Consider the following 20,702-nt stretch of genomic DNA (forward strand, 5'->3'; position numbering starts at 1 on the left):
TTTTTAAGAGTTTGTCGAATCGTTTCATGGGAAATACTCTCGACATACTCCAGTTCCACCATCTTTTCGGCGAGTAGGCGGAGACTCCAACGGGCTCTGCCGTCTGGAACCTCTCCACAGGTCATCGCAATCAAACGGGCTTCCTGCTCACCATCTAAGCGTCGAGCTTTTCGCTGGTGCTGAACTTGCCGAGTTAAAGCGGCCTCCAAACTGGTTTCGACGAACCGTTGTCGCACCCGTTCAATGGTAGCAATGCTGATATCTAAGGCGTCACTGATAGCCTCATCTGTCCAGCCGCCTTCCCCCTGATTGATATCGGCCTTCAGCAGAATCCGGGCATGATTCATTTTGTAGGCTGAGGTTTTGCCTGTCGTCGTCAGTTTTTCTAATGTTTCTCGCTCTTGCTCTGTCAGAGCTACGATGTATTTCTTCTTTGCCATGCTGTTAAAGGGGGAGAAGTTCTTTATCCATTATCGCCTACCCGCCCCTCAAAATAAAGTTGACAGACCACTAGGGTTTGGTGTTCTATTTCATCCTTTCATTGATCACTGCTTTTCCCTGCATTATTGATGGCTCACACGCCCCACCAAGTTTGTGACTACCCGGATTAACTGTGTCGGTTCAAATGGTTTAGCCAGATGCTGCTGAAATCCAGCATTGATAGCTTGTTGCCGCTCTTGCTCACTTACATAAGCCGTAATAGCCACTGCCGGAATTTCTCCCCCGGCGATCGCCTCCATGGCTCTCACCCGCCGAATCAACGCAAACCCATCTTCATCGGGCATGCCAATATCGGCTAGCAGGGCATCATAGCGGCCAGGCCAGGCTGTTAACGTAGCGATCGCATTTTTCACCGATGTCACCACTTCAACCTCCGCCCCTGCCAGGTCTAAGGCATACTGCATCATTTCGAGGCTTTCCATCTCGTCATCCACCGCAAGAATGTGTAATCCGGCAAGGGAAAGACGCGGGACAACTGCTTCTGAACATTCCTCTGCAGGAAACTGCAGATTGTTTGGCAGGGGCAATTCTAGGCGGATGGGTTGAATCAGGGGCGGGATCAACTCTGGAGGCATGGCTAGAGATTCAGGTGTCACAGGGACACGCAGCGGTAGTCTGAGAAAGATGGTTGTTCCTTGCTCTTCACCAGGGCTTTCAGCACATACTGTACCGCCATGCAACTCGATAATATGGCGCACAATAGATAACCCCAATCCCAGCCCTTGCTTTCGTTTTGTGGTGCTGGAATCACCTTGAAGAAAGCGATCGAAAATATAGGGGAGTAACTCTGCCCGAATCCCCTGCCCAGTATCGCTGATGCGAACTTCTGCGTGGCTCTGTACAACTTCTAGGGTCACTTCGATTCGCCCACCAGAAGGCGTGAACTTGATAGCGTTCGATAGCAGATTCCACAACACTTGCTGAAGGCGATCCCCATCTCCCATAATGGTTGCGGCCTCTAATTGGGAACTAAGTTGAATCCCTTTCGCTTCAGTGGCTAGTTGAACCGATTCGATGGACCTCCTAACTACAGCTACCAGATCAAGGGGGGAGGTGTTGAGCTTTAGATTCCCTCGGGTAATTCGTGAAATATCTAGCAAATCTTCAATGAGTTGCACCTGCACTTTAGCACTCTGCTCTATCATGTCCGATGCCCGTCTAGCCCTAGTTTCATCCAGTTCGGGGGTGCGAAGCAGTTGCGCCCAGCCCAGAATGACACTGAGTGGGTTGCGAAGCTCATGGGAGAGATTCGACAGAAATTCATCTTTCGCTCGATTAGCGGCTTCTGCCTGCTGGCGGGCGGACTGTTCTTGAGCCAAGAGTTGCGATCGCTCGGCTTCAAATTGCTTGCGATCGCTAATGTCTTCAATCGACAGCAAAATTTGTTGCGCGTCCCCATCCTGAATAATCTTCCGGCCATTCAGCACCATGACTTTGTGCCCAATCCGCTCAAACTCGTGTGCGACCTCAAAGTTTTGCAGGCTGGTATCGTGGTGCAAAACCTCTTCCAGTCGAGTTTGCAGCCCAGGGATATTCCAGTGCCCGTGGCCCAAATCAAAGAGCAATGCCTGTGTCGTTTCCAGGGGCGTTACCTGAAACGTTTCATAAAATGCTCGATTGGCAGTGTTGACCCAAAAATCAGATTCCAGCACGAGCAGCGGCACTTGCACCGTTTTAACAATCGCTTCAGCATAGTTACGAGACGCTTCCAGTGTCACCGCGCTGCGTTTCAGCGCATCAATATCTAGCAACACCAGCACCACGCCATCGATCTGATTTTCGATTGTGCGATAGGGACGAATCCGTAATGTGTACCAGTAGCCTTCCTGGGTTTGTACGTCCAGTTCCTTGACGCTGAGGGTTTCCAGCACCTCTAAGATCAACGTCTCCAGGTCTGGAATATTAAGATTGGTTCGAATGTCCCTTAGAGGGCGTCCGGCATCGCTGGGAATGAAGTTGAATAATTGCTGCGCCATGGGCGTGAAGCGGCGAATGCGTAGGTCGTTGGTCAACATCAAAATGGGGATATTGATGCCAGCCAGTAAATTGGTCAGATCATTATTGACCTGATGCATTTCACCATTACGGCTGCGAAGTTCTTCGTTGGTAGTGTTGAGTTCTTCGTTAGTGGCTTGAATTTCTTCTTTGGCCGTTTCTAATTCTTCGTTCGTGCTTTGCAATTCCTCATTGCTCGACAGAATTTCTTCGTTGGCAACTTTCAGGTCTTGATTGGTATGTTCTTGCTCTTGAATAATTGCTTGCAAGTATTCCTGAGTTGCTGCTTGCTCCTGATGAGCTTCAGCCAGGGATTGCCGAAGATGCGCGTTTTCCTGCTCCAAATCTCCTTGAAGACCATCGAGATTGGTAGGACCGGGGATGCTAGCGGGCTGCACGTCTTCAAAAAGCACCAAAAAGCGGTTTTCCTCTGTAACGGGAATCTTAAAGGGAATCACCTGAAGATTCACAATTCTAAAGTGTGCACCGTCTTTCAACCGAAGTCCATTTCGGGTAATCGGTGCCCCTTGCCGCTGAGCCTGGTAAACCGCTGCCCGTAGCTCAACCAGTAACCCTTCTCTCACCAGATTGAAAATGTTAAGGTTCGCGGCTCCAGCCACCAGTCTCAGGTAGCGATCAATGTCTCCTCGTAGTTGCAAGACCTGCATCTTGTTGTCCAGAACGGCTCCCACAGGAGAATAGTGTTCTGCAATCAGTTGATCAACTTTTTTCTGGAGGTCAAACGCTTCAGTTGCCGATGGGCTGGGCGTAGGTGCTGTGACCTTTGCCGTCGGGTAGGTGCTGGGGGCAAACGACAAGGTAGAACGTGTTGCCGTGACCTTCTTGGCATAAAGCCTGTAAGTTTTCTCGATCAGTGTAAACAGGTCTGATGATTGACCTGTACTTTCGGATGTACCCAGTAGCAAGAAACCTGTTGGGTTGAGGCCGTAATGAAAGATGGGCATAATCCGCTTCTGCAAGCCATCGCCTAGGTAGATCAGCACGTTGCGGCAACTAATCAGATCGAGATTTGAAAAGGGAGGATCGCTGCCTAAATTTTGACGGGCAAAGATACAGAGGTCACGCACGGCCTTTGTAATTTGGTATCCTCCTCCCTCTAGAGCATAGAAGAAACGACGGCGGTGCTCCGGTGACACCTCCACCATCTGATTCTCCTGATAGACGCCTGAGCGGGCCTTCTCGATCGCAACCTCGCTAATATCCGTTGCAAAAATTTGGATCGGGGGTGAGTTGGCGTGATTGGACAAAAACTCCAGCAGGCAGATGGCGATCGAATAGACCTCTTCACCCGTCGAACAGCCTGCTACCCAGATCCGAATGGGCGCGTCAGCCGGCTTGTTTTGCGTAATTGCCGGAAAGACTCGTTCTTTCAAAAGGTCAAATGCTTTTGGATCCCGGAAAAAGCTGGTGACATGAATCAATATTTCCTCATAGAGCGCATTCACTTCTACGGGATGAGTTTGCAAATACTGGGCATAGTCCTCTAGTCGTTCCAGCTTATACAGCAACATTCGCCGCTGAATCCGGCGATGAATGGTGTTGGGCTTGTACTGGCTAAAGTTAACGCCTGTTTGCTCTTGCAGCAGATTAAAAATCGTTAGCAGGGCATTGGTAGATGGAGACGAATCCTCAGGTAAAGATAAGGGTAAAAGTGACGCTACGCGCAAGTTTTGGCTCAGATTGATCAGCTCTTCGGCAATTTGGGCGGGTGGCAGCACAAAATCCACATTCCCCGTCGCAACGGCTGTGGTGGGCATACTGTCAAATTGTGCCGTCTCCTTGCACTGAGCAAAGGTCACACCGCCAACAGCCTTGATGGCCTTCAACCCTAGAGAACCGTCGCCGTCTCCTCCAGAGAGGACAATGGCGATCGCTTTCTGTCCACAGTCAGCAGCCAGCGATGCAAAAAAGGCATCTCCTGGCATATACTTGCCAAACACTTTCTCTCGTGGCGATAGTTGCAATACGCCTTCAGAGAGAATCATTTTAGTGTTCGGCGGAATTACATAAACCTGGTTTGGCTCTACCTTAACGCCATTTTGAACCTCGTTGACAGGCAATTGCGTGATGCGAGAAAGAATTTCGCTCAGCAGACTTTCGTGATCCGGGGCCAAATGCTGAATTAAGACAAAAGCCATTCCACTATCGGTTGGTAGATGGCTAAGTAACTGGATAAAAGCGTCTAAACCTCCCGCCGAGGCCGCAACCCCCACAATCGGAAAAGGAGCCTCAATTGAGCCTCCAGTTGACTCAGGGATAGGTTGATCAGCCAAGGGGTCAAACGTCATTGGTTCAAGTTAGTTACCCCTGTATAGTAGTCCTTTTCCTACATTAAGGTGATTAAGGGATGCAAATGAGATGCTTCATTTATCACTAAAATGTTGGCAAGTTGGCAAGACAATAAGTTCTAAACCAAGGTGGATTGGAATAAAAAGTTCTCTTAACTAACAATTACGATTGGACATTTAGGGCCACCCTATAGTACAGTCCCAGGCTTAATCTGGCCTAAGTACTACTCAAAAGCCACTAGTACATCCCTACTTTTAGGTATTTCTGGGAGCTGAAATCCTTATCTTTCCATGGAGTAGTTGCCGCGCGGAGCAGCTATTCAAGATTCTGAGCAAGCTTATGGAACAGAACTTTCAGATGATCTCATAATTTATTTTTAAATAAAATTTAATCCTGAAATTTTAACGTATAACGTTATACGTCAGCAGATAACTATCCCGAATTTTTGGCCAATAGCAATCCCTACTAGGCCTGATTGAAGCGACGCTGTCATAAAGTGCAATTAGGCTGTAACCTTTATCCTATAAGGGTTACATCACAGTTATTTTGTACTAAAAAATGCCGTCATTTTCCACATTAGTCTCGGCCAAGTAACGAATTTATGTTGTTTCAGGCTCCGAATTAGGGCTAATTGCATCTGGTGACAGCGTCGCTTCAATCAGGCCAAAAGGGCGCTCTCGAAGAGCCTAGTGCGCAGCGCACTAGTTGCATTCCTCTCCTAAGGAAAGTAAGCTTCAAGATAAGTTGATAAATAAGCCTTGATGCAAAAATCTGCTGCATTACCATCAAGTTCCGTTGTTGTAGGATTTCACGCACTCTCTGATCCACTGCGCATTCAGGTCGTGGAGCTATTGAGAGACCAAGAACTTTGTGTTTGTGATCTCTGCGAGAAGCTAGGGGTAACGCAGTCAAAGCTTTCTTTTCACCTAAAAAACTTGAAAGAAGCTGGGTTATTACGTTCCAGGCAGGAAGGGCGTTGGATCTACTACAGCTTAAACTTGCCCCAATTTGTCGTCCTAGAACAGTATTTGTCAGAGTTTCGCCGATTTAGCCCTATCTTGCCTGCTCGGCCCTGCTCCGACTAGGGTAGAAATATCAATTTTATTAAGAATATTAACGCTCTATGTGTTCTAATTGACTTGTCAAATCAATTTATTTTGAAATGATGGGGTTAGATATCCCTTAAATTTGCGTGGGAGATTTGGAGCTATGGCTACACCAGGCTGGAGATTGGTGCGCGGATTGGCGATCGCCCTTAGCCTTTCAACGTTTGTCATGAGTTGCAGTGGACCGAATGCTAACGTAGCTTCTCCAGACGTCACAACTGGTTCTGAAAATTCGCAAGCTCAACAACCCGTTAGCCAGTCCATATCCATTGATGGTTCCAGTACGGTCTACCTACTGACGGATGAGGTTGTCAAAGAGTATCAGTTTGAGCGAGAGGATGAACCTCAGATTACAGTGACTTTTTCAGGCACAACTGGGGGCTTCCGTAAGTTCTGTGCGGGTGAAACCGACATCAGCAATGCCTCTCGCCCCATTAATGCTGAAGAGATGGAAGCCTGCAAAGTGTCTGGTGTTCAGTACATTGAACTGCCTGTTGCATTTGATGCATTGACTATTGTGGTGCATCCCAGTAATACCTGGGCCGAGAGCATGACGGTAGAAGAACTAAAGCGCCTATGGGAACCTGCGGCAGCAGGGAATATCACTACCTGGAACCAAATTCGTCCGGAGTGGCCGAATCAGCCCATCAAGCTCTACGGTGCTGGCAGTGATTCGGGCACCTTTGACTATTTCACAGAAGCGATTGTGGGAGAGTCAGGAGCGAGCCGCAGTGACTACACGGCCAGTGAGGATGATACGGTGCTAGCATCTGGTGTCATGAATGATCCCAATGGGTTGGGATATTTTGGCTACGCCTACTTTGAAGAAGCCCAAACGAAGCTGAAGGCGGTAGCGATTGATGCAGGGCAAGGCCCTGTTTTACCGTCGGATGAGGCTGTCATTAACAACCAATATCAGCCTCTAGCTCGACCGTTGTTTATCTATATCAATGTGCGATCGCTCCAGGAAAAGTCAAAGTTGGCGGAGTTTGTGGAGTATTACCTGACCAACGCGGCAAACTTGGCCGATGTTGTGGGCTACGTTCCCCTATCCGATGAGACTTACAAGGTGGTGCAGGAGCACTTGCTAGAGCGCAAAGTTGGCACAGCGTTTGGGGGCAAGGCTCCAAGCCTGACCCTGAATGAATTGCTGCAACATGAGAAGAGTTTTTAGTTCGTATTTCTATATCAGAATCATCATGACTATTCGAGTTGGGATTAATGGCTTTGGCCGCATGGGACGACTGACACTTCGGGCAGCCTGGGGCTGGCCGGAGTTGGAGTTTGTCCACATTAATGAAGTGAAGGGAGGAACTGAGGCCGCTGCCCATCTGTTGAAGTTTGATTCAGTTCACGGTCGCTGGTGGCCGGAGATTGAGGCGAAGGGCGATCGCGTCTGGATCAATAACGAGTCCCTGAGCTTCAGTGAGTATAAGACTCCTGGGGAGGTGCCATGGGATGAATTAGGGGTTGACCTAGTGCTGGAGTGTTCTGGCAAGTTCAGAACCCCTGAAACCCTTGATCCATACTTCAAGCGGGGGGTGCAAAAGGTGATTGTTGCAGCTCCTGTAAAGGAACAAGCATTGAACATTGTGATGGGGATTAATGATCATCTCTATAATCCTGATCACCATCACCTGTTAACGGCCGCATCCTGTACTACGAACTGTTTGGCCCCTGTCGTGAAGGTTATCCATGAGGGGTTGGGTATTCGTCACGGTGTCATCACAACCATTCACGACAACACCAATACTCAAACGCTTGTCGATGCACCTCACAAAGACTTGCGGCGGGCGCGGGCTACTAGCCTGTCGCTGATTCCGACAACGACGGGTTCTGCCACGGCGATCGCCCTCATCTACCCTGAACTGAAAGGTAAGCTCAATGGCTTGGCGGTGCGCGTGCCGTTACTCAATGCCTCGCTAACGGATTGTGTGTTTGAGGTCGCTCAACCAACCACAGTTGAGGAAGTTAACTCCCTCTTGAAAACGGCAGCTGATGGCCCACTGAAAGGCATTTTGGGCTATGAGGAGCGTCCTTTGGTATCGATCGACTACAAGGATGATCCTCGTTCTTCGGTCATTGATGCTCTTTCCACGATGGTGGTGGATGACACTCAGGTGAAGATTTTGGCCTGGTATGACAACGAGTGGGGTTATGTGAACCGTATGGCCGAACTAGCGAAAAAAGTTGCTCTAAGCCTGAAATCGTAAGGAAGCTAAATTCATGAGTGCAGCTACAACCGCATCCAAAGCCAATCTCAAGAACTATATGCTGGTGACGTTAGCCTACTGGGGCTTTACGCTCACCGATGGCGCACTGCGGATGCTGGTGCTGCTGTACTTCAACGATATTGGTTATACGCCCCTGCAAATTGCGTTCCTATTTCTCTTCTACGAAGTGTTTGGCATTGTTACCAACTTTTTAGGGGGATGGATTGGTTCGCAGGTCGGGTTAAAGTTCACGCTCTATGCGGGAATTGGGCTACAGGTGTTTGCGCTACTCATGCTGTCATTTCTGAACCGGGATTGGGCACAGTGGATGGCGATCGCCTACGTCATGACGGCCCAGGCTTTCTCCGGTATTGCCAAAGACCTGACCAAAATGAGTTCGAAGAGTGCCATTCGTCTGGTCGTGCCTCAGGACGCTCAATCCTCGTTGTTTAAGTGGGTGGCAGTCCTCACAGGTTCTAAGAACGCTCTGAAAGGGGTAGGCTTTTTTATGGGAGCCGCGCTACTGGCGACCGTAGGCTTTGGGAATGCGTTGTGGATGATGGCAGCGGGGCTGTTGTTGATCGTGCTGACGGGCTTTTTCCTGCCCAAAGGCATGGGCAAGATCAAAGCAAAAGTCAAATTCACCCAACTGTTCTCCAAAAGCCCTGAGATTAACATTCTTTCAGCGGCGCGGTTCTTCCTATTTGGCTCCAGAGATGTCTGGTTTGTGGTGGGGTTGCCTGTATTTCTCCGCAGCGTGTTGGGATGGTCATTTTTTGAAGCGGGCGGATTCCTGGCCTGTTGGGTGATTGGCTATGGAGTTGTTCAGTTTCTAGCACCAACACTGTTGAGCCGCTTTAATGGAGGGCAACCGCCCCAATCTAAGACAATTCAGGTCTGGACCTTTACCCTGACGGCCGTACCAGCGGCGATCGCCATAGCCCTCCAATCTGGCCTTCCGGCAAACCAGGTCATCATTGTAGGATTGGCTGTTTTTGGTATTGTGTTTGCCTTTAACTCAGCCGTTCACTCCTACCTAGTGTTGGCCTTTACCGACGATGACAAAGTGGCTTTGAACGTTGGGTTCTATTACATGGCGAACTCCGGTGGACGCTTAATTGGAACCGTACTATCAGGATTGGTTTATCAGCTTACAGGGCTAGTAGGATGCCTATGGGTTTCTACCCTGTTTGTCTTGGCCGCAGGCGTTATTTCCCTAAAGTTACCTGACCCACAGCCATCAAAGGCGATCTCCTGGAAGTCTGGGGATGGCGATTAGCCTCTATGTTTCTTAGGACAGGTTTGGCAAATGGATCGGCCTAAGTCGGCAGCATTCCTATCCCACAAATTGATAGAAATTTCATTGGATTGACCATGAATGCTTCAGCAAAGCAAGCCGGTAACCATCTCAGCTTTTTTGAGCGGTATTTGACCCTGTGGGTCTTCCTTTGCATCGTGGCCGGGATTCTTCTGGGACGATTGTTTCCCCAGATTGCGATCGCCCTCGATGCCATGAGCCTCTATCAGGTATCCATTCCGATTGCAGTCTGCCTATTTTTCATGATGTATCCCATCATGGTCAAAATCGACTTCTCCCAGGCGGCGCAGGCTGTGCGGACGCCAAAGCCTGTCATTTTGACCCTGGTGGTGAACTGGCTGATTAAGCCCTTTACAATGGTTGCCTTTGCCCAATTCTTCCTGGGGTGGCTATTCCATCCGCTGATTACTGGAACGGAAGTCATTCGGGAAACGGAGGTTTCCCTGGCTAATTCTTATATCGCAGGAACTATCCTCTTGGGCATTGCCCCCTGTACTGCCATGGTCTTGATGTGGGGCTATTTGTCCTACGGGAACCAGGGGCACACGTTGGTCATGGTTGCTGTGAATTCCCTGGCTATGCTGTTCCTGTATGCCCCCCTGGGACGATGGTTGTTAGCGGCCAATGATTTGACCGTACCCTGGCAAACGATCGCCCTCTCCGTTCTGATTTATGTAGGGTTGCCATTAGCGGCTGGAATGTACTCTCGCTATTGGATTTTGAAGCATAAGGGTCGTGAATGGTTTGAACGCAAGTTTTTGAAATATTTGACCCCTGTGGCGATCGCAGCCCTTCTCATCACCTTAATCCTTCTGTTTGCCTTTAAGGGCGAATTAATTGTCAATAATCCACTTCACATCGTTCTGATTGCCCTTCCTCTGTTCATTCAAACGAATTTTATTTTCTTGATTTCCTACGTTGCAGCACAGAAGTTGAAGTTGTCCTACGAAGATGCGGCTCCTGCTGCTCTCATTGGGGCCAGTAATCATTTTGAAGTGGCGATCGCCACGGCAGTTGTTCTGTTTGGTCTCAATTCGGGTGCAGCGTTGGCAACGGTTGTTGGTGTTCTTATTGAAGTCCCCGTGATGCTCATGCTGGTCGAAATTTGCAAGCGCACGGCATTTTGGTTTCCCCGCGAACCGCAGAAGGCAACGTTACACGATCCTCGCTGTATACGCCCCTTAGGGTAAGCGCTTTTATGAAAAAATCATGTTTGTCTGCAGGCACAACTCCCGCCGTTCCCAAATGGCAGAAGGATTTTTACGTGCGTTGAGTGACGGACAGCTAGCAGCAACCAGCGCAGGCTTAGAAGTTAGTATCGTCGATCCTCTAGCTGTTCAAGTCATGGCAGAGGAGGGAATCGATATCAGCCAGCGAACCTCAAAACCGCTTAGTGATTTCAATCCCGACAACTACAATGTAGTCTTTTCCCTCTGCGGGTGTGACGTAAACCTGCCACCCGAGTGGGTACTACGAGATATTTTTGAGAACTGGCAATTAGACGATCCCACAGGGAAAAACATCAAAACATTTCAGCAAGTTCGCGACGAGGTAAAAGCAAGGGTTATTGAACTTATTCAGACTATGAGCTATATTGACCATTATCAATATTGACAGCCTTCAATACAAAACGATAGGGTATCGACATTGAGTGCAGTGATGCCAAGTCGAATTCAGCCGCAACTTAAAGAGGTTAAGGGACAGGAGCCAAAGCAGGGATGCTGTGGGGCGATCGCCCCCATTACCCTCTCAGGAGAACAAGCTCAGCAGTATTCTGAGTGGTTCAAGGTATTGGCTGATCCAACCCGCTTACGGATATTAAATCTGCTGGCAAACAATGCCGAACCAATATGTGTTTGCGACATTGTGGACCACTTTGACCTGGGGCAACCGACCATCTCTCATCACCTACGAATTTTGAGAGACAGTTGCTTTGTCAAAACGGAGCGACGAGCCAACTTCATTTACTACAGCATCAATCAAGATTGCATTTCTGCCCTTCCCCAGGCTGCCCAACTGATTATGGGAATTTAGCGCCAGAGGAAAACAGCATTCAAGCTCTACGTCTGCCGAGAATATCGAATATTGCCAATCTTCAATATATTGGAACAGGAGATTTACGATGACCACCTTCAAGACCCATGTTGCTCTTCGAGTCGCGGATGTTGAAAAATCCGTTACCTTCTATCAGGCTATGTTCGGGGTTGCCCCCGTTAAGTATAAGGTTGGGTATGCCAAATTTGATCTTCAGCATCCAGCCCTGAACCTGACATTGAATGAGGCCCAAACGATTCAACCCCAGGGCACCCTATCCCACCTGGGAGTTCAGGTTGGAAGTATACAGGACGTTCAAGCTGCTATTCAGCAATTTGCTGAGGCGGGCCTCAACTTGTTTGAGGAGAAGAATACGGATTGTTGCTACGCCTTGCAAGATAAGGTTTGGGTAACAGACCCCGATGGCAACCGCTGGGAAGTGTTTGTGGTGAAAGTAGCCGATACGACCCCAGAAGAAAATATCGATGTATCAACTCCAAGATCCGCGATGCCATCTGCGGCTGGGAAATCTTGCTGTACTTGACATCGATGATGTTGGGGGAGCGCCTGCCCGGAGCAGTCATTCCCCCAACGTTTGAGGTTTTACAAATGTGTAAGCAAAAGGATTGAGGTATATGAGCTTTGACCACAAACCCCGAATTCTATTTCTCTATGGCTCCGTGCGTGAGCGTTCCTACAGCCGATTGCTGGCCGAGGAAGCCGCACGAATCATTGAGGAGTTTGGGGCCGAGGTCAAATTCTTTAACCCACAGGAATTACCCATCTATGGCAGTGTCCCGGAAACCCATTCCAAAGTTCAGGAGTTGCGCGAACTAAGCCTGTGGTCAGAAGGGCAGGTGTGGTCTAGCCCAGAGATGCATGGTCAAATTACAGGCATCATGAAGAACCAATTGGATTGGATTCCCTTAAGCATGGGGGCGGTACGCCCCACCCAGGGAAGAACACTGGCCGTTATGCAGGTCAGCGGAGGCTCTCAGTCTTTTAATGCGGTCAATACGATGCGACTTTTGGGGCGCTGGATGAGGATGTTTACCGTCCCCAATCAGTCCTCTGTAGCCAAGGCTTACCTGGAGTTCAACGAGGATGGAACCATGAAAGATTCGCCCTACCGCGATCGCGTCATTGACGTCATGGAAGAACTCTACAAGTTCACACTACTGCTGCACGATAAGGTCGATTACCTGACCGATCGCTACAGCGAACGCAAGCAACAAGGCATCCAAGAATCAATGAGTGAAATCGGGAAGACGATTAATGGTATCGATTTACAACGGATGTAAACCAGTCAAAATCAACGGAATTCATTTGAAAAATAAGGTGACTGCCAACATCTGATTAATCTCTTCCAGCCCATTCTGGGGATAGTTTGTCGCTTTGTAGTACAGGTTGGACTTGCGTCGGGACTAAATACTACTCCCGAACGGATAGTACATCCCCTCATTTCAAGCATTTTTGGAGCCAAAACCCCTATTTTCCATTGAGTGGTTGCCGAGCGGAGCAGCTACTCAGTTTCTGAATAGGCATTGAACAATCTGCATTCGACCACAACCCCAGGGACTACTATTGGAATGACGATCGCCAAAATGGGAATCGGGCAGAGTAGTTGCACTACCCACAGCTACTCCCGAATAGTAGATTTATGGTTCTGAAGTGACAAATATGTAGCTTTTGTTTCTTTAAAGAAGCGTAGGAAAGACTAGAAGTCGCTTCCTACGCTTCTACGCTTTCTTAGAGCTGAAAAACATTACTGTACAGGGCTTTCTAGCTCTAAGGAAACTTCCTAAAAAATTGATTTGACAAATAGCTGTGACCCTAGATTGTGCCACAAGTGGCGATCGCTTCACTGAGAACTACTCGTCCTAGCAAAATACCGAGCTGAGCAGTTTAGTGAGAGACTGTTAGGCAATTAAGCGAGGTAAGGAAACAATCAGGAGCAACGCTATGCAGGACAGTGAAGCAGAGCTCAAGTTAAGAGAGAAAATCATGGCAATCGCCTCTACTTTGAGTATTAACGATACTGAGTACCTCATTCGGGTTACAGCAGGGGACACTGAATTATTAGACTTTATCGGTAATAGAGAAACAAAAAGCTCAAAAAAGCTTCCCTGCAAGGCTTTCAGCTGTTTTTGCCACAAAAGACCTGAAAAGCCTATCAGACAAAGCTTTGAGCCTCTTTCTCGCCTAATTTCCGATTAAGTCTATTAGATGAGTCCCTAATGCTTATGAACAAAGGCATAAGCATTACCACTATCAATACATGGCCTGATTGAAGCGACGCTGTCACCAGATGCAATTAGCCCTAATTCGGAGCCTGAAACAACATAAATTCGTTACTTGGCCGAGGCTAATGTGGAAAATGACGGCATTTTTTAGTACAAAATAACTGTGATGTAACCCTTATAGGATAAAGGTTACAGCCTAATTGCACTTTATGACAGCGTCGCTTCAATCAGGCCTTATTGGGAGGAGATAGCCCAATTATTGGGCCATTCCCCATTTCTTGACGGCATAGAAAATTCTCAATGGGGCTGATCAGAAAAACCTGATCAGCAAGAGATGATCAGTCTGATCAGGTGCCTAAAACCCTTTATGGCCAAGGCTTTGAGAGGAACCTGATCAGAAAAACCTGATCAGTTTTTTCATTGATCAGGTTCATTGATCAGGTTTTGTCATATCAATAGCCTACGGAGAAAAGGCGATTGCCCTATCTGATGCGTGTAAAATCCCCGTTACCTTGCCAGCTTCCTACACGCATTTCTCCAACAAAAGGCCATTCCCCCCACACGCCCCGAAAACATGGAGCCGAGCGTGTACGAAACACTCGTAAGCGACTTTTCAAAGCAGTACCTTGAAATGCTGCAATGGTATGTGCAGCGGGCAAAAGGGCTTATGAAGGTAGCGATCGCAATGCTACCAAGTTGAAACCGCGGTATCAGCAAAAGCTACTACGGGTTACTAAGAAAAGCACCACTCACAAAACGGGTGGTGCTACTGACTTGAAGCACGGGTATTGCTAAATATGATCGGATACTACCCAAACGAAAGCGCCCTGCAATCTCCTGAAGGACGCATCTATACGATTTCTAGAGGGGTGATCCTCTCCTCGATCTTAGCGGAAGTGATATAAGGCGATCGCTCCAGTAATACCAGCTTCATCTGGACTGGTAGCTACAGGGAGGGAAAGGCCCAATTATTGGGCTACCCCCCTTGTTTGGCGGCACAGGAAATTCTCAATGGGGCTGATCAGAAAAACCTGATCAGCAAGAGATGATCAGTCTGATCACCTACTTGTAATCCTTTAAGGTCAAGGCTTTGGAAGAAACCTGATCAGAGAAACCTGATCAGGTTTCTCTGATCAGGTTTCTCTGATCAGGTGCTGTCCCTGCACAAAGTAGCCCTAGCAAAAAAGCTACGTTTCGTCAGCGATTAAGATGGCTAAATCGTGGTAACTTCAGGCTCAGTCAGTATTACAGAGGCGATCGCAAGCCAGGCTCAGCATCTATTGAATGCTTCAATTAATGAAGTAGAACACTTACCACCGTGAGTAAGACTGATGGAAGAAGACGGTTTGAAAAGTAGGCTGGAAACCTTAAAAAGAACTTTAGATGAGACAAAAGCCCTTCTAGAGAAACATCAGGCACTTCTTTTAGAGTCCTTTTTCAGAATTGAAGAGCTTGGCATAATAGCGGGCGAGACTAAGAATCGTGCCGCTGCTGCTCTAGAACAATTGATAGAGGACCCAAACGATGCTATTGCCCAGCAGGTTTTGAAGAGGCGTCAAGCTTTAATAGAGCCATTAAGGGAAGCTCTTAACCAAGATATTGCTGAACACGATTATCATCTGTCCAAAATTCACACTACAACAAACGCTATAAAAGTTGCTGAGCGAATGTTTATAGAGTTCTCCACAGATCCTGGTGTCACACACTACTAAAAGAGCATTGCCAAAGAAAACACCCTCGCATGGCAGAGGGTGCTTATGTCGTTGAGAACAGAGCGATTTCAGGAATTTTCTGGTTCAATCATACCGATGTCAATAGCAGAAGGAGAGCGATCGCCCTCCCAACAAAAAAGCCGAGACTACGGAGCCTCGGCGGCGCTTTGCCATAAAGCAACCTAATTCTATGCTGTCAGAGGGAAAAGCGATCGTCTCCCAACAAAAAGCCCCAGACCCAGGCATGGGCAATGGTGGCAGTGTTACCTGTTATTTTGTGGGATGAGTTTATCACGGTAATACACGCGATCGCCTGGTTGTGAGTGTGTTCTGAAAGTTAAACTTCGTTCCCTCACGGTGTTAGAATTCCCCTCATCTCTAAAGGGACAGAAATGATCATCGTAGTAGGCAGCTTCAAAGGGGGCGTGTCGAAAACGACCACGGCAATTCATGTCGCCGCATATCTTCAGCAAAAAGCCCCCACGGTACTTGTGGACGGTGATTTGAACCAGAGTGCGTTGAATTGGGCATCAAGGGGCAAGCCACCGTTTAAGGTCATTCACAAGGACGAATCCAGCGCGATCGCAGACTTTGAGCATACGATCATCGACACGCCAGCGCGGCCAGATGACGAGGACTTGAAGCAACTGGCCGCGGTCAGTGACCTACTGATTATCCCTACAACACCGGATGCCTTTGCCCTTGATGCCATGCTGCAAACGGTGGGTGTGTTGTCGGAACTGGAAGAGGGCAGCTACAAGATTTTGCTAACCATTGTTCCACCCTACCCAAGTAAGGAAGGGGTAAAGGCTAGAGCCGCTTTAACGGGCGCTGGCTTACCCGTATTCAAAACCGAGATTGGACGCAAGGCAGCATTCCAGAAATCAGCGTTCTTTGGCGTACCTGTGTACGAGGTGGATGATCCACGGGCGGGTACTGCATGGGCAGATTTGAAGCATTGGGAGCCGAGATCCTGGGATGACGGATAAGCCTACGACAGATTACACAGAGTTAGTGAAGAAGCTAAGGGAGAAGAACGCAGGACAAAACAAGCCTGCGATCGCATCCCTTAGTCAAGAGTCGGCCCTCCCACTGGATGCCATTAAGGAACGGGACACAAACACGCGGGAGCTTCGACCAGAGCACGTTGAATCCCTCATTGAGTCTATTGCCGCCATAGGACTGATCGAACCCCTCGCAGTGGATGAGAAAGGGCAACTGCTGGCTGGGGGGCACCGTCTCGCAGCTATTCGCCAACTGAAGGAAGCAAAACCTGATGTGTACGCCGAAAAGTTTAAGGGCGATCGCATCCTAGTTCGGGTGATGCCGTTCGATGCCACCAACGATCCAGACTTGGCCCTTCAGGTGGAAGTTGCAGAGAATGAGCAGCGGCGAGACTATACCCCAGCAGAAGTGCGATCGCTGGCCGAGCGGCTTAAGGCAGCAGGCTACATCGATCGCAAAGGTCGACCATCCAAAGGACAAAAGACCCTACTCCCTGCTCTGTCTGTGATTGTGGGCAAGAGCATGAGGACACTACAGCGCTACATCGACGAAGACAAAGCAAATTCGGAAAATGCGACAGATGTCGTAATTTCCTCAACCCGGCATATCAAGACAGCATCGAAAGCCCTAGAGAAGTGGCAACAAGAGATGGAAGGACAGGAGCTATCCACCGATGAGGAAGAGCTACTGAGCAAGCTTCCAACCCTGCTAAAACTCATGCAGAGACTATCAGGGGATTAACGCCTTAACCGCCCTCTGCCCCTCTTCCAAGGCATCGACGCGGCGCTCTATCACCAGCAAACGACTCGATAGGCTTGCGGGGTCACCCTCACCGATGTAGTGGGCGATCGCTTCCCCTATGACCTGACTCACCGTCCTGCCGGATGCAGCGGCAATGCCTTCCAACTTTTTACGATGCCCTTCAGGTATCCGTGCTCCAATTTGAACGCTCATAAAACCTCGCTCAATTTTCAGGAAGTGACAATGAAAACTCTTGTCATGAGTCTATTGTGTCTCATACTGAAAACAATTAATGACAATGATTTTCAATAAGTTCTGAGATAGGGCAGACTGGCACAGCAAAAATTAGGCTGTTTCCCTGGTATCACGACAGAATGCCCCTTTCAACCCTTTAAACTGTCTGTATTTAGGCTATAATGCGAACAGTTTTTGTGAGATACCCACATGGCCAGGAAGTATCAGCCCCGACCCGAGAATCCCAACCTCAAAGTCAGGCGTCCCAGGAATGAGGAGATGCGATCGCGGGAGTATCTGACCAAAGAAGAGGTGGACGAACTGCTGCATGCAGCAAGCGCCAGGGGTCGGCATAAGATACGGGACCATACTTTGATCCTGTTGATATTTCGCCACGGGTTGAGGGCTAGTGAAGCGGCTAACCTGCGCTGGGATGCGGTGGTATTGGGCAAGGATGGGGGCACCATCTCGATCAACCGCCTTAAAGGGTCGCAGAGTGGCAACCATCCATTGCAGCCGGATGAAGTAGAAGCGCTACGGGAACTGAAAGAAAAGTACCCTGACTCCCGTTACCTGTTCCCCAATGAGCGAGGAGAAGCACTAAGCCGCAGTGCGATCGCCAAGACTGTGCAGCGGTGCGGAGAGTTGGCACAGTTTGATTTTAAGGTTCACCCACACATGCTGCGCCATGCCTGCGGCTACTACCTTGCCAACGGTGGGGCCGGTGAGGGGAAGGGATTAGATACCCGGTTGATTCAGGAATGGTTGGGGCATCGCAACATTCAGCACACGGTAGCCTATACCCGATTGAACCCCGAGCGGTTTAAGGAGATGAGCTGGGAGTGATGGCGATCGCGGCGCTGCCTTACTAATTATCAAAGCAGTAGAGGTGAATTGAGCACTGTAGTGATGCCAAATGATGCGATCGCTCCTCCAGAGGCGTAGTTGATCCATTGCAGTAACTTTGGCTTGAAATGCAGCCTAATCTTCCAACAGATACTACAAAATGTGAGCCACCATAAAGTTTCACTTAGTAGTACTCCTAAGCTGAAGTTCATTGGATTACAGAAGGTATTTGAGCTAATATCTGACATCCAGCTCAGTACAAAAATTGGAAATGTTAAATCTGGCAATGCCATGAAAAAGGCAAGTATAAAAGTTGTGATGAAGTAGCGTCTATAGCTCTTCCTTCTGAGGGCATTTGTTGTATCAGACGGTCGGACTAATACAATACGGATTCCCAAATAAAGTAGAAACAAACCACCTAGCAAATGTAGCCAGATATGATAACCCTGTAGAACATCAGCAATGGCATGAATACTGAATATAACCATGATGCTATAAAGGGCGATCGCTGTTGCACTTCCTATTCCTGAAATAACGCCTGAAAGCCAGCCCTCCGCGAGCGTTCGGCGTAGGCATATCAAAGCAACAGGGCCAATTGGAATCGCATACATTAACCCAATCGTGAAACCTTTAACAAAACCGTAATCCATTACAAAACACCCCCTTAATCGTTGTAATAAAGGGATGAAAGGAAGTCATCTCTAGGCTAAGAAGATATAGTTCCTCTCATAAAGAGAATAAGAGATAATACATCAGTCTCTTAACCGCAAGAACCTGCTTTCTAGAAGAATTAATTTTGTGTAAATAGTTACATATTGCCAAGGAATAAACAATAGATTCGTAGCATATATAAATATCTTTGCTGAATTATATTGATGGAGGTTTATATTAAGAAGTCATACATTTTAATGGGACTCACTATTCTATTAAATGTGATGATTTGTTATTTCATTACTTTGAACCATTATCAAAAGTTAGCGATCGCCCCCACTCCCCTCACATCTGAGGGATGCTCCAACGACAAAGCCCCCGTCGCTACTGCCATGGGCTTTTGTGTGGTCTGTGGTTAGCATGGCTAATCTTTCTCTGTTCGAGTAACAAGGGTGTCATGCAATTCCCTTGGTATGCCCTCAATCTCAGTATGTTCCAGATCTTCTAGCGCGCTCTGAATCTCAGCCAACTTATTGACAGTTCTGTAAAAACTAACTGTTGACTCGATTCGGTCGTCATTTGAGCGCGGTTCTTCAAATTCTAGGGAAGGTATCTGTGTAACAAGTGGGTGTAATTGATCAATCAGTTGATCGATTTGAGCTAAACGAGCGGCGATTGCTGACATAAGTTTTGTCCTCTTGTTGACTAAAGTTCATCGAATCTAGAGCGGGAACACACAAAAGCTTTTAGGGGTTGAACTTCGCGCACGCTGCACGAAACAGGGCATCGGCTGCACTCTCCCCCCCCCGGATCAACGTCCCGTAGCTTGCTGGAAGCGGTGCGGTGGCAGTATGCGTACATATCAGCCAACGTCTCGATGTAGGCGGCGATCGCCCTCTTCTGGTCTGGTGCAAGGCCATCTACAGATGCGGGCTGCTCCACTACTGACGGGTCAAGAAAATTCCACCCTCGGGAGTCTTTCATCAGCTTCACTGACTGGTTGCGACGGATGGCAGCAAAGGCTTCATCGTCGGGCATTTTCCAGATTGTTACGGGTTCACCCTCGACGGTGACAAACTCACCTACCAGGCGATCGCCACGCTTCGTATCTACTAGCTTGATGTCGGATTGTGCAACTGCACTGATTAGGGTTGCTGACATGGAAATAGGTTATGTGTGCTACTTAATGGCTAGAGATAGGGGCGATCGCCCCTATTGAGCTTTTTAGTAAACTGCGATTTTTTTTGATGGGCTAGAAATCAGGGGGCCGGTACGACACAAGCCCCCCTGTTGGCTACCTGGAAGCGGTGATCAGGTCAGCCAGCATTACCTGCTCAGAGGCACGTTGCCACTGGCATGAAGGCGTCTCATTACCGGTTACCACCTACTCGCAGCGCGGCGCAAACTCTGCCCACTCCTGCGCGTCCAATTGCTCAAACGTGTCCCACCAATTCACCCGTCGCAACTGCTCACGGGTCATTGAGGAAGCGCCCTCAAGCCATTCGATCAGGAAGTTGATAGCACCGCAATGAGCAGGGGTGAAACCGTACCATTCTGTGATCTCTACCCCGTTACCAAAGGCATCTTGAAGCAGGTTTTCCAGAGCCAGGGTGAGGATAGCGGCTTCCTGCGCCGTCATGTGAACCGTAATTTCAGCGGAGCGATCGCCCTCTGATGAGGCGTTGATAAGGCTTTTCCAGCGCATAAAGCAGTCCTCTTGTGACGATTGAAAGGGGTGTGGAAGGGGGCACTGTGGTCTCCCATTGCGCTTAAGCTGCAGGCAGTTCCTTGAA

The 20,702-nt window shown here is 48.6% G+C and carries 21 protein-coding genes; 14 read left to right on the forward strand and 7 right to left on the reverse strand.

What is annotated here, in order from left to right:
* Together NDI52_RS30620 and NDI52_RS30625 are read right to left on the reverse strand one after the other, a co-directional pair.
* Positions 1-440: helix-turn-helix domain-containing protein (locus NDI52_RS30620; RefSeq protein ID WP_348256943.1), on the reverse strand; the 440-nt coding region annotated here is incomplete at its 3' end.
* 123 nt (positions 441-563) lie between these two features.
* On the reverse strand, positions 564-4,805 hold the full coding sequence (locus NDI52_RS30625; protein ID WP_348256944.1) for a CheR family methyltransferase: 4,242 nt from the start codon (positions 4,803-4,805) through the stop codon (positions 564-566).
* Positions 4,806-5,567: 762 nt separating this feature from the next.
* On the opposite strand from NDI52_RS30625, the gene NDI52_RS30630 reads away from it, so the two are divergent.
* The 13 genes from NDI52_RS30630 to NDI52_RS30690 all read left to right on the forward strand — a co-directional run bounded on the left by NDI52_RS30630 (position 5,568) and on the right by NDI52_RS30690 (position 17,178).
* Positions 5,568-5,891 (forward strand): metalloregulator ArsR/SmtB family transcription factor, encoded by a 324-nt coding sequence (locus tag NDI52_RS30630; protein ID WP_348256945.1) that lies wholly within the window; start codon positions 5,568-5,570, stop codon positions 5,889-5,891.
* A gap of 124 nt (positions 5,892-6,015) precedes the next feature.
* The gene (locus NDI52_RS30635; protein ID WP_348256946.1) at positions 6,016-7,086 is read left to right on the forward strand and encodes a PstS family phosphate ABC transporter substrate-binding protein; all 1,071 of its coding nucleotides are present in this window, start codon (positions 6,016-6,018) and stop codon (positions 7,084-7,086) included.
* Positions 7,087-7,111: 25 nt separating this feature from the next.
* The gene (locus NDI52_RS30640) at positions 7,112-8,125 is read left to right on the forward strand and encodes an ArsJ-associated glyceraldehyde-3-phosphate dehydrogenase (RefSeq protein ID WP_348256947.1); all 1,014 of its coding nucleotides are present in this window, start codon (positions 7,112-7,114) and stop codon (positions 8,123-8,125) included.
* A 13-nt stretch (positions 8,126-8,138) separates the two neighbouring features.
* On the forward strand, positions 8,139-9,404 hold the full coding sequence (gene arsJ / locus NDI52_RS30645) for an organoarsenical effux MFS transporter ArsJ (protein WP_348256948.1): 1,266 nt from the start codon (positions 8,139-8,141) through the stop codon (positions 9,402-9,404).
* A 95-nt stretch (positions 9,405-9,499) separates the two neighbouring features.
* Complete coding sequence (gene arsB, locus NDI52_RS30650) at positions 9,500-10,633, forward strand: ACR3 family arsenite efflux transporter (protein ID WP_348256949.1); 1,134 nt, start codon at positions 9,500-9,502, stop codon at positions 10,631-10,633.
* Between the two features lie 19 nt (positions 10,634-10,652).
* Positions 10,653-11,057, forward strand: a complete 405-nt coding sequence (arsC, locus tag NDI52_RS30655) for an arsenate reductase, glutathione/glutaredoxin type (RefSeq protein WP_348256950.1) — start codon at positions 10,653-10,655, stop codon at positions 11,055-11,057.
* A 45-nt stretch (positions 11,058-11,102) separates the two neighbouring features.
* Positions 11,103-11,477 (forward strand): metalloregulator ArsR/SmtB family transcription factor, encoded by a 375-nt coding sequence (locus tag NDI52_RS30660; RefSeq protein WP_348256951.1) that lies wholly within the window; start codon positions 11,103-11,105, stop codon positions 11,475-11,477.
* Between the two features lie 88 nt (positions 11,478-11,565).
* Positions 11,566-12,021, forward strand: coding sequence for an ArsI/CadI family heavy metal resistance metalloenzyme (locus tag NDI52_RS30665; RefSeq protein ID WP_348256952.1), 456 nt, complete (start codon positions 11,566-11,568; stop codon positions 12,019-12,021).
* A 91-nt stretch (positions 12,022-12,112) separates the two neighbouring features.
* A complete protein-coding gene (gene arsH, locus NDI52_RS30670; RefSeq protein WP_348256953.1) occupies positions 12,113-12,778 on the forward strand; it encodes an arsenical resistance protein ArsH in 666 nt (221 codons plus the stop codon).
* A 661-nt stretch (positions 12,779-13,439) separates the two neighbouring features.
* Positions 13,440-13,694 (forward strand): hypothetical protein, encoded by a 255-nt coding sequence (locus NDI52_RS30675; RefSeq protein ID WP_348256954.1) that lies wholly within the window; start codon positions 13,440-13,442, stop codon positions 13,692-13,694.
* A 1,357-nt stretch (positions 13,695-15,051) separates the two neighbouring features.
* Positions 15,052-15,432 carry a hypothetical protein gene (locus NDI52_RS30680; RefSeq protein WP_348256955.1) on the forward strand — a complete coding sequence of 127 codons (381 nt, stop codon included), beginning with the start codon at positions 15,052-15,054 and terminating at the stop codon, positions 15,430-15,432.
* Positions 15,433-15,824: 392 nt separating this feature from the next.
* Entirely contained in the window at positions 15,825-16,421 is a 597-nt protein-coding gene (locus tag NDI52_RS30685) for a ParA family protein (RefSeq protein WP_348256956.1), read from the forward strand.
* Positions 16,411-17,178: a ParB/RepB/Spo0J family partition protein gene (locus NDI52_RS30690; protein ID WP_348256957.1), complete on the forward strand. Its 768-nt coding sequence runs from the start codon at positions 16,411-16,413 to the stop codon at positions 17,176-17,178. Before NDI52_RS30685 ends, NDI52_RS30690 begins: the two co-directional genes overlap by 11 nt.
* Here NDI52_RS30690 and NDI52_RS30695 read toward each other — a convergent pair.
* Positions 17,167-17,391: a DNA-binding domain-containing protein gene (locus NDI52_RS30695; protein WP_348256958.1), complete on the reverse strand. Its 225-nt coding sequence runs from the start codon at positions 17,389-17,391 to the stop codon at positions 17,167-17,169. The genes NDI52_RS30690 and NDI52_RS30695 overlap by 12 nt on opposite strands.
* Before the next feature lie 231 nt (positions 17,392-17,622).
* Here NDI52_RS30695 and NDI52_RS30700 point away from each other — a divergent pair, with 231 nt between their 5' ends.
* Positions 17,623-18,258: a tyrosine-type recombinase/integrase gene (locus NDI52_RS30700; RefSeq protein WP_348256959.1), complete on the forward strand. Its 636-nt coding sequence runs from the start codon at positions 17,623-17,625 to the stop codon at positions 18,256-18,258.
* 29 nt (positions 18,259-18,287) lie between these two features.
* Here NDI52_RS30700 and NDI52_RS30705 read toward each other — a convergent pair whose 3' ends face one another.
* The 4 genes from NDI52_RS30705 to NDI52_RS30720 all read right to left on the reverse strand — a co-directional run bounded on the left by NDI52_RS30705 (position 18,288) and on the right by NDI52_RS30720 (position 20,614).
* Complete coding sequence (locus NDI52_RS30705; protein ID WP_348256960.1) at positions 18,288-18,908, reverse strand: LysE family transporter; 621 nt, start codon at positions 18,906-18,908, stop codon at positions 18,288-18,290.
* A 425-nt stretch (positions 18,909-19,333) separates the two neighbouring features.
* Positions 19,334-19,594 (reverse strand): hypothetical protein, encoded by a 261-nt coding sequence (locus NDI52_RS30710; RefSeq protein ID WP_348256961.1) that lies wholly within the window; start codon positions 19,592-19,594, stop codon positions 19,334-19,336.
* Positions 19,595-19,614: 20 nt separating this feature from the next.
* On the reverse strand, positions 19,615-20,070 hold the full coding sequence (locus NDI52_RS30715; RefSeq protein ID WP_348256962.1) for a hypothetical protein: 456 nt from the start codon (positions 20,068-20,070) through the stop codon (positions 19,615-19,617).
* Positions 20,071-20,293: 223 nt separating this feature from the next.
* Positions 20,294-20,614, reverse strand: a complete 321-nt coding sequence (locus tag NDI52_RS30720; RefSeq protein ID WP_348256963.1) for a hypothetical protein — start codon at positions 20,612-20,614, stop codon at positions 20,294-20,296.
* Positions 20,615-20,702 lie beyond the last annotated feature (88 nt).

Origin of the sequence: Leptolyngbya sp. PL-A3 (assembly GCF_039962325.1) — a bacterium.
Taxonomy (GTDB): Bacteria; Cyanobacteriota; Cyanobacteriia; order Elainellales; family Elainellaceae; genus Vacuolonema.

Excerpts from the sequence above, each read along its gene's own strand:
- NDI52_RS30700 (WP_348256959.1), top strand. The coding sequence starts at position 17,623 with ATGGCCAGGAAGTATCAGCCCCGACCCGAGAATCCCAACCTCAAAGTC.
- NDI52_RS30635 (WP_348256946.1), top strand. The coding sequence starts at position 6,016 with ATGGCTACACCAGGCTGGAGATTGGTGCGCGGATTGGCGATCGCCCTT.
- NDI52_RS30630 (WP_348256945.1), top strand. The coding sequence starts at position 5,568 with ATGCAAAAATCTGCTGCATTACCATCAAGTTCCGTTGTTGTAGGATTT.
- NDI52_RS30695 (WP_348256958.1), bottom strand. The coding sequence starts at position 17,391 with ATGAGCGTTCAAATTGGAGCACGGATACCTGAAGGGCATCGTAAAAAG.
- NDI52_RS30640 (WP_348256947.1), top strand. The coding sequence starts at position 7,112 with ATGACTATTCGAGTTGGGATTAATGGCTTTGGCCGCATGGGACGACTG.
- NDI52_RS30705 (WP_348256960.1), bottom strand. The coding sequence starts at position 18,908 with ATGGATTACGGTTTTGTTAAAGGTTTCACGATTGGGTTAATGTATGCG.
- arsC (WP_348256950.1), top strand. The coding sequence starts at position 10,653 with ATGTTTGTCTGCAGGCACAACTCCCGCCGTTCCCAAATGGCAGAAGGA.
- arsJ (WP_348256948.1), top strand. The coding sequence starts at position 8,139 with ATGAGTGCAGCTACAACCGCATCCAAAGCCAATCTCAAGAACTATATG.
- NDI52_RS30680 (WP_348256955.1), top strand. The coding sequence starts at position 15,052 with ATGGAAGAAGACGGTTTGAAAAGTAGGCTGGAAACCTTAAAAAGAACT.
- NDI52_RS30625 (WP_348256944.1), bottom strand. The coding sequence starts at position 4,805 with ATGACGTTTGACCCCTTGGCTGATCAACCTATCCCTGAGTCAACTGGA.
- arsB (WP_348256949.1), top strand. The coding sequence starts at position 9,500 with ATGAATGCTTCAGCAAAGCAAGCCGGTAACCATCTCAGCTTTTTTGAG.
- NDI52_RS30710 (WP_348256961.1), bottom strand. The coding sequence starts at position 19,594 with ATGTCAGCAATCGCCGCTCGTTTAGCTCAAATCGATCAACTGATTGAT.
- NDI52_RS30660 (WP_348256951.1), top strand. The coding sequence starts at position 11,103 with ATGCCAAGTCGAATTCAGCCGCAACTTAAAGAGGTTAAGGGACAGGAG.
- NDI52_RS30720 (WP_348256963.1), bottom strand. The coding sequence starts at position 20,614 with ATGCGCTGGAAAAGCCTTATCAACGCCTCATCAGAGGGCGATCGCTCC.
- NDI52_RS30715 (WP_348256962.1), bottom strand. The coding sequence starts at position 20,070 with ATGTCAGCAACCCTAATCAGTGCAGTTGCACAATCCGACATCAAGCTA.
- NDI52_RS30690 (WP_348256957.1), top strand. The coding sequence starts at position 16,411 with ATGACGGATAAGCCTACGACAGATTACACAGAGTTAGTGAAGAAGCTA.
- arsH (WP_348256953.1), top strand. The coding sequence starts at position 12,113 with ATGAGCTTTGACCACAAACCCCGAATTCTATTTCTCTATGGCTCCGTG.
- NDI52_RS30675 (WP_348256954.1), top strand. The coding sequence starts at position 13,440 with ATGCAGGACAGTGAAGCAGAGCTCAAGTTAAGAGAGAAAATCATGGCA.
- NDI52_RS30665 (WP_348256952.1), top strand. The coding sequence starts at position 11,566 with ATGACCACCTTCAAGACCCATGTTGCTCTTCGAGTCGCGGATGTTGAA.
- NDI52_RS30685 (WP_348256956.1), top strand. The coding sequence starts at position 15,825 with ATGATCATCGTAGTAGGCAGCTTCAAAGGGGGCGTGTCGAAAACGACC.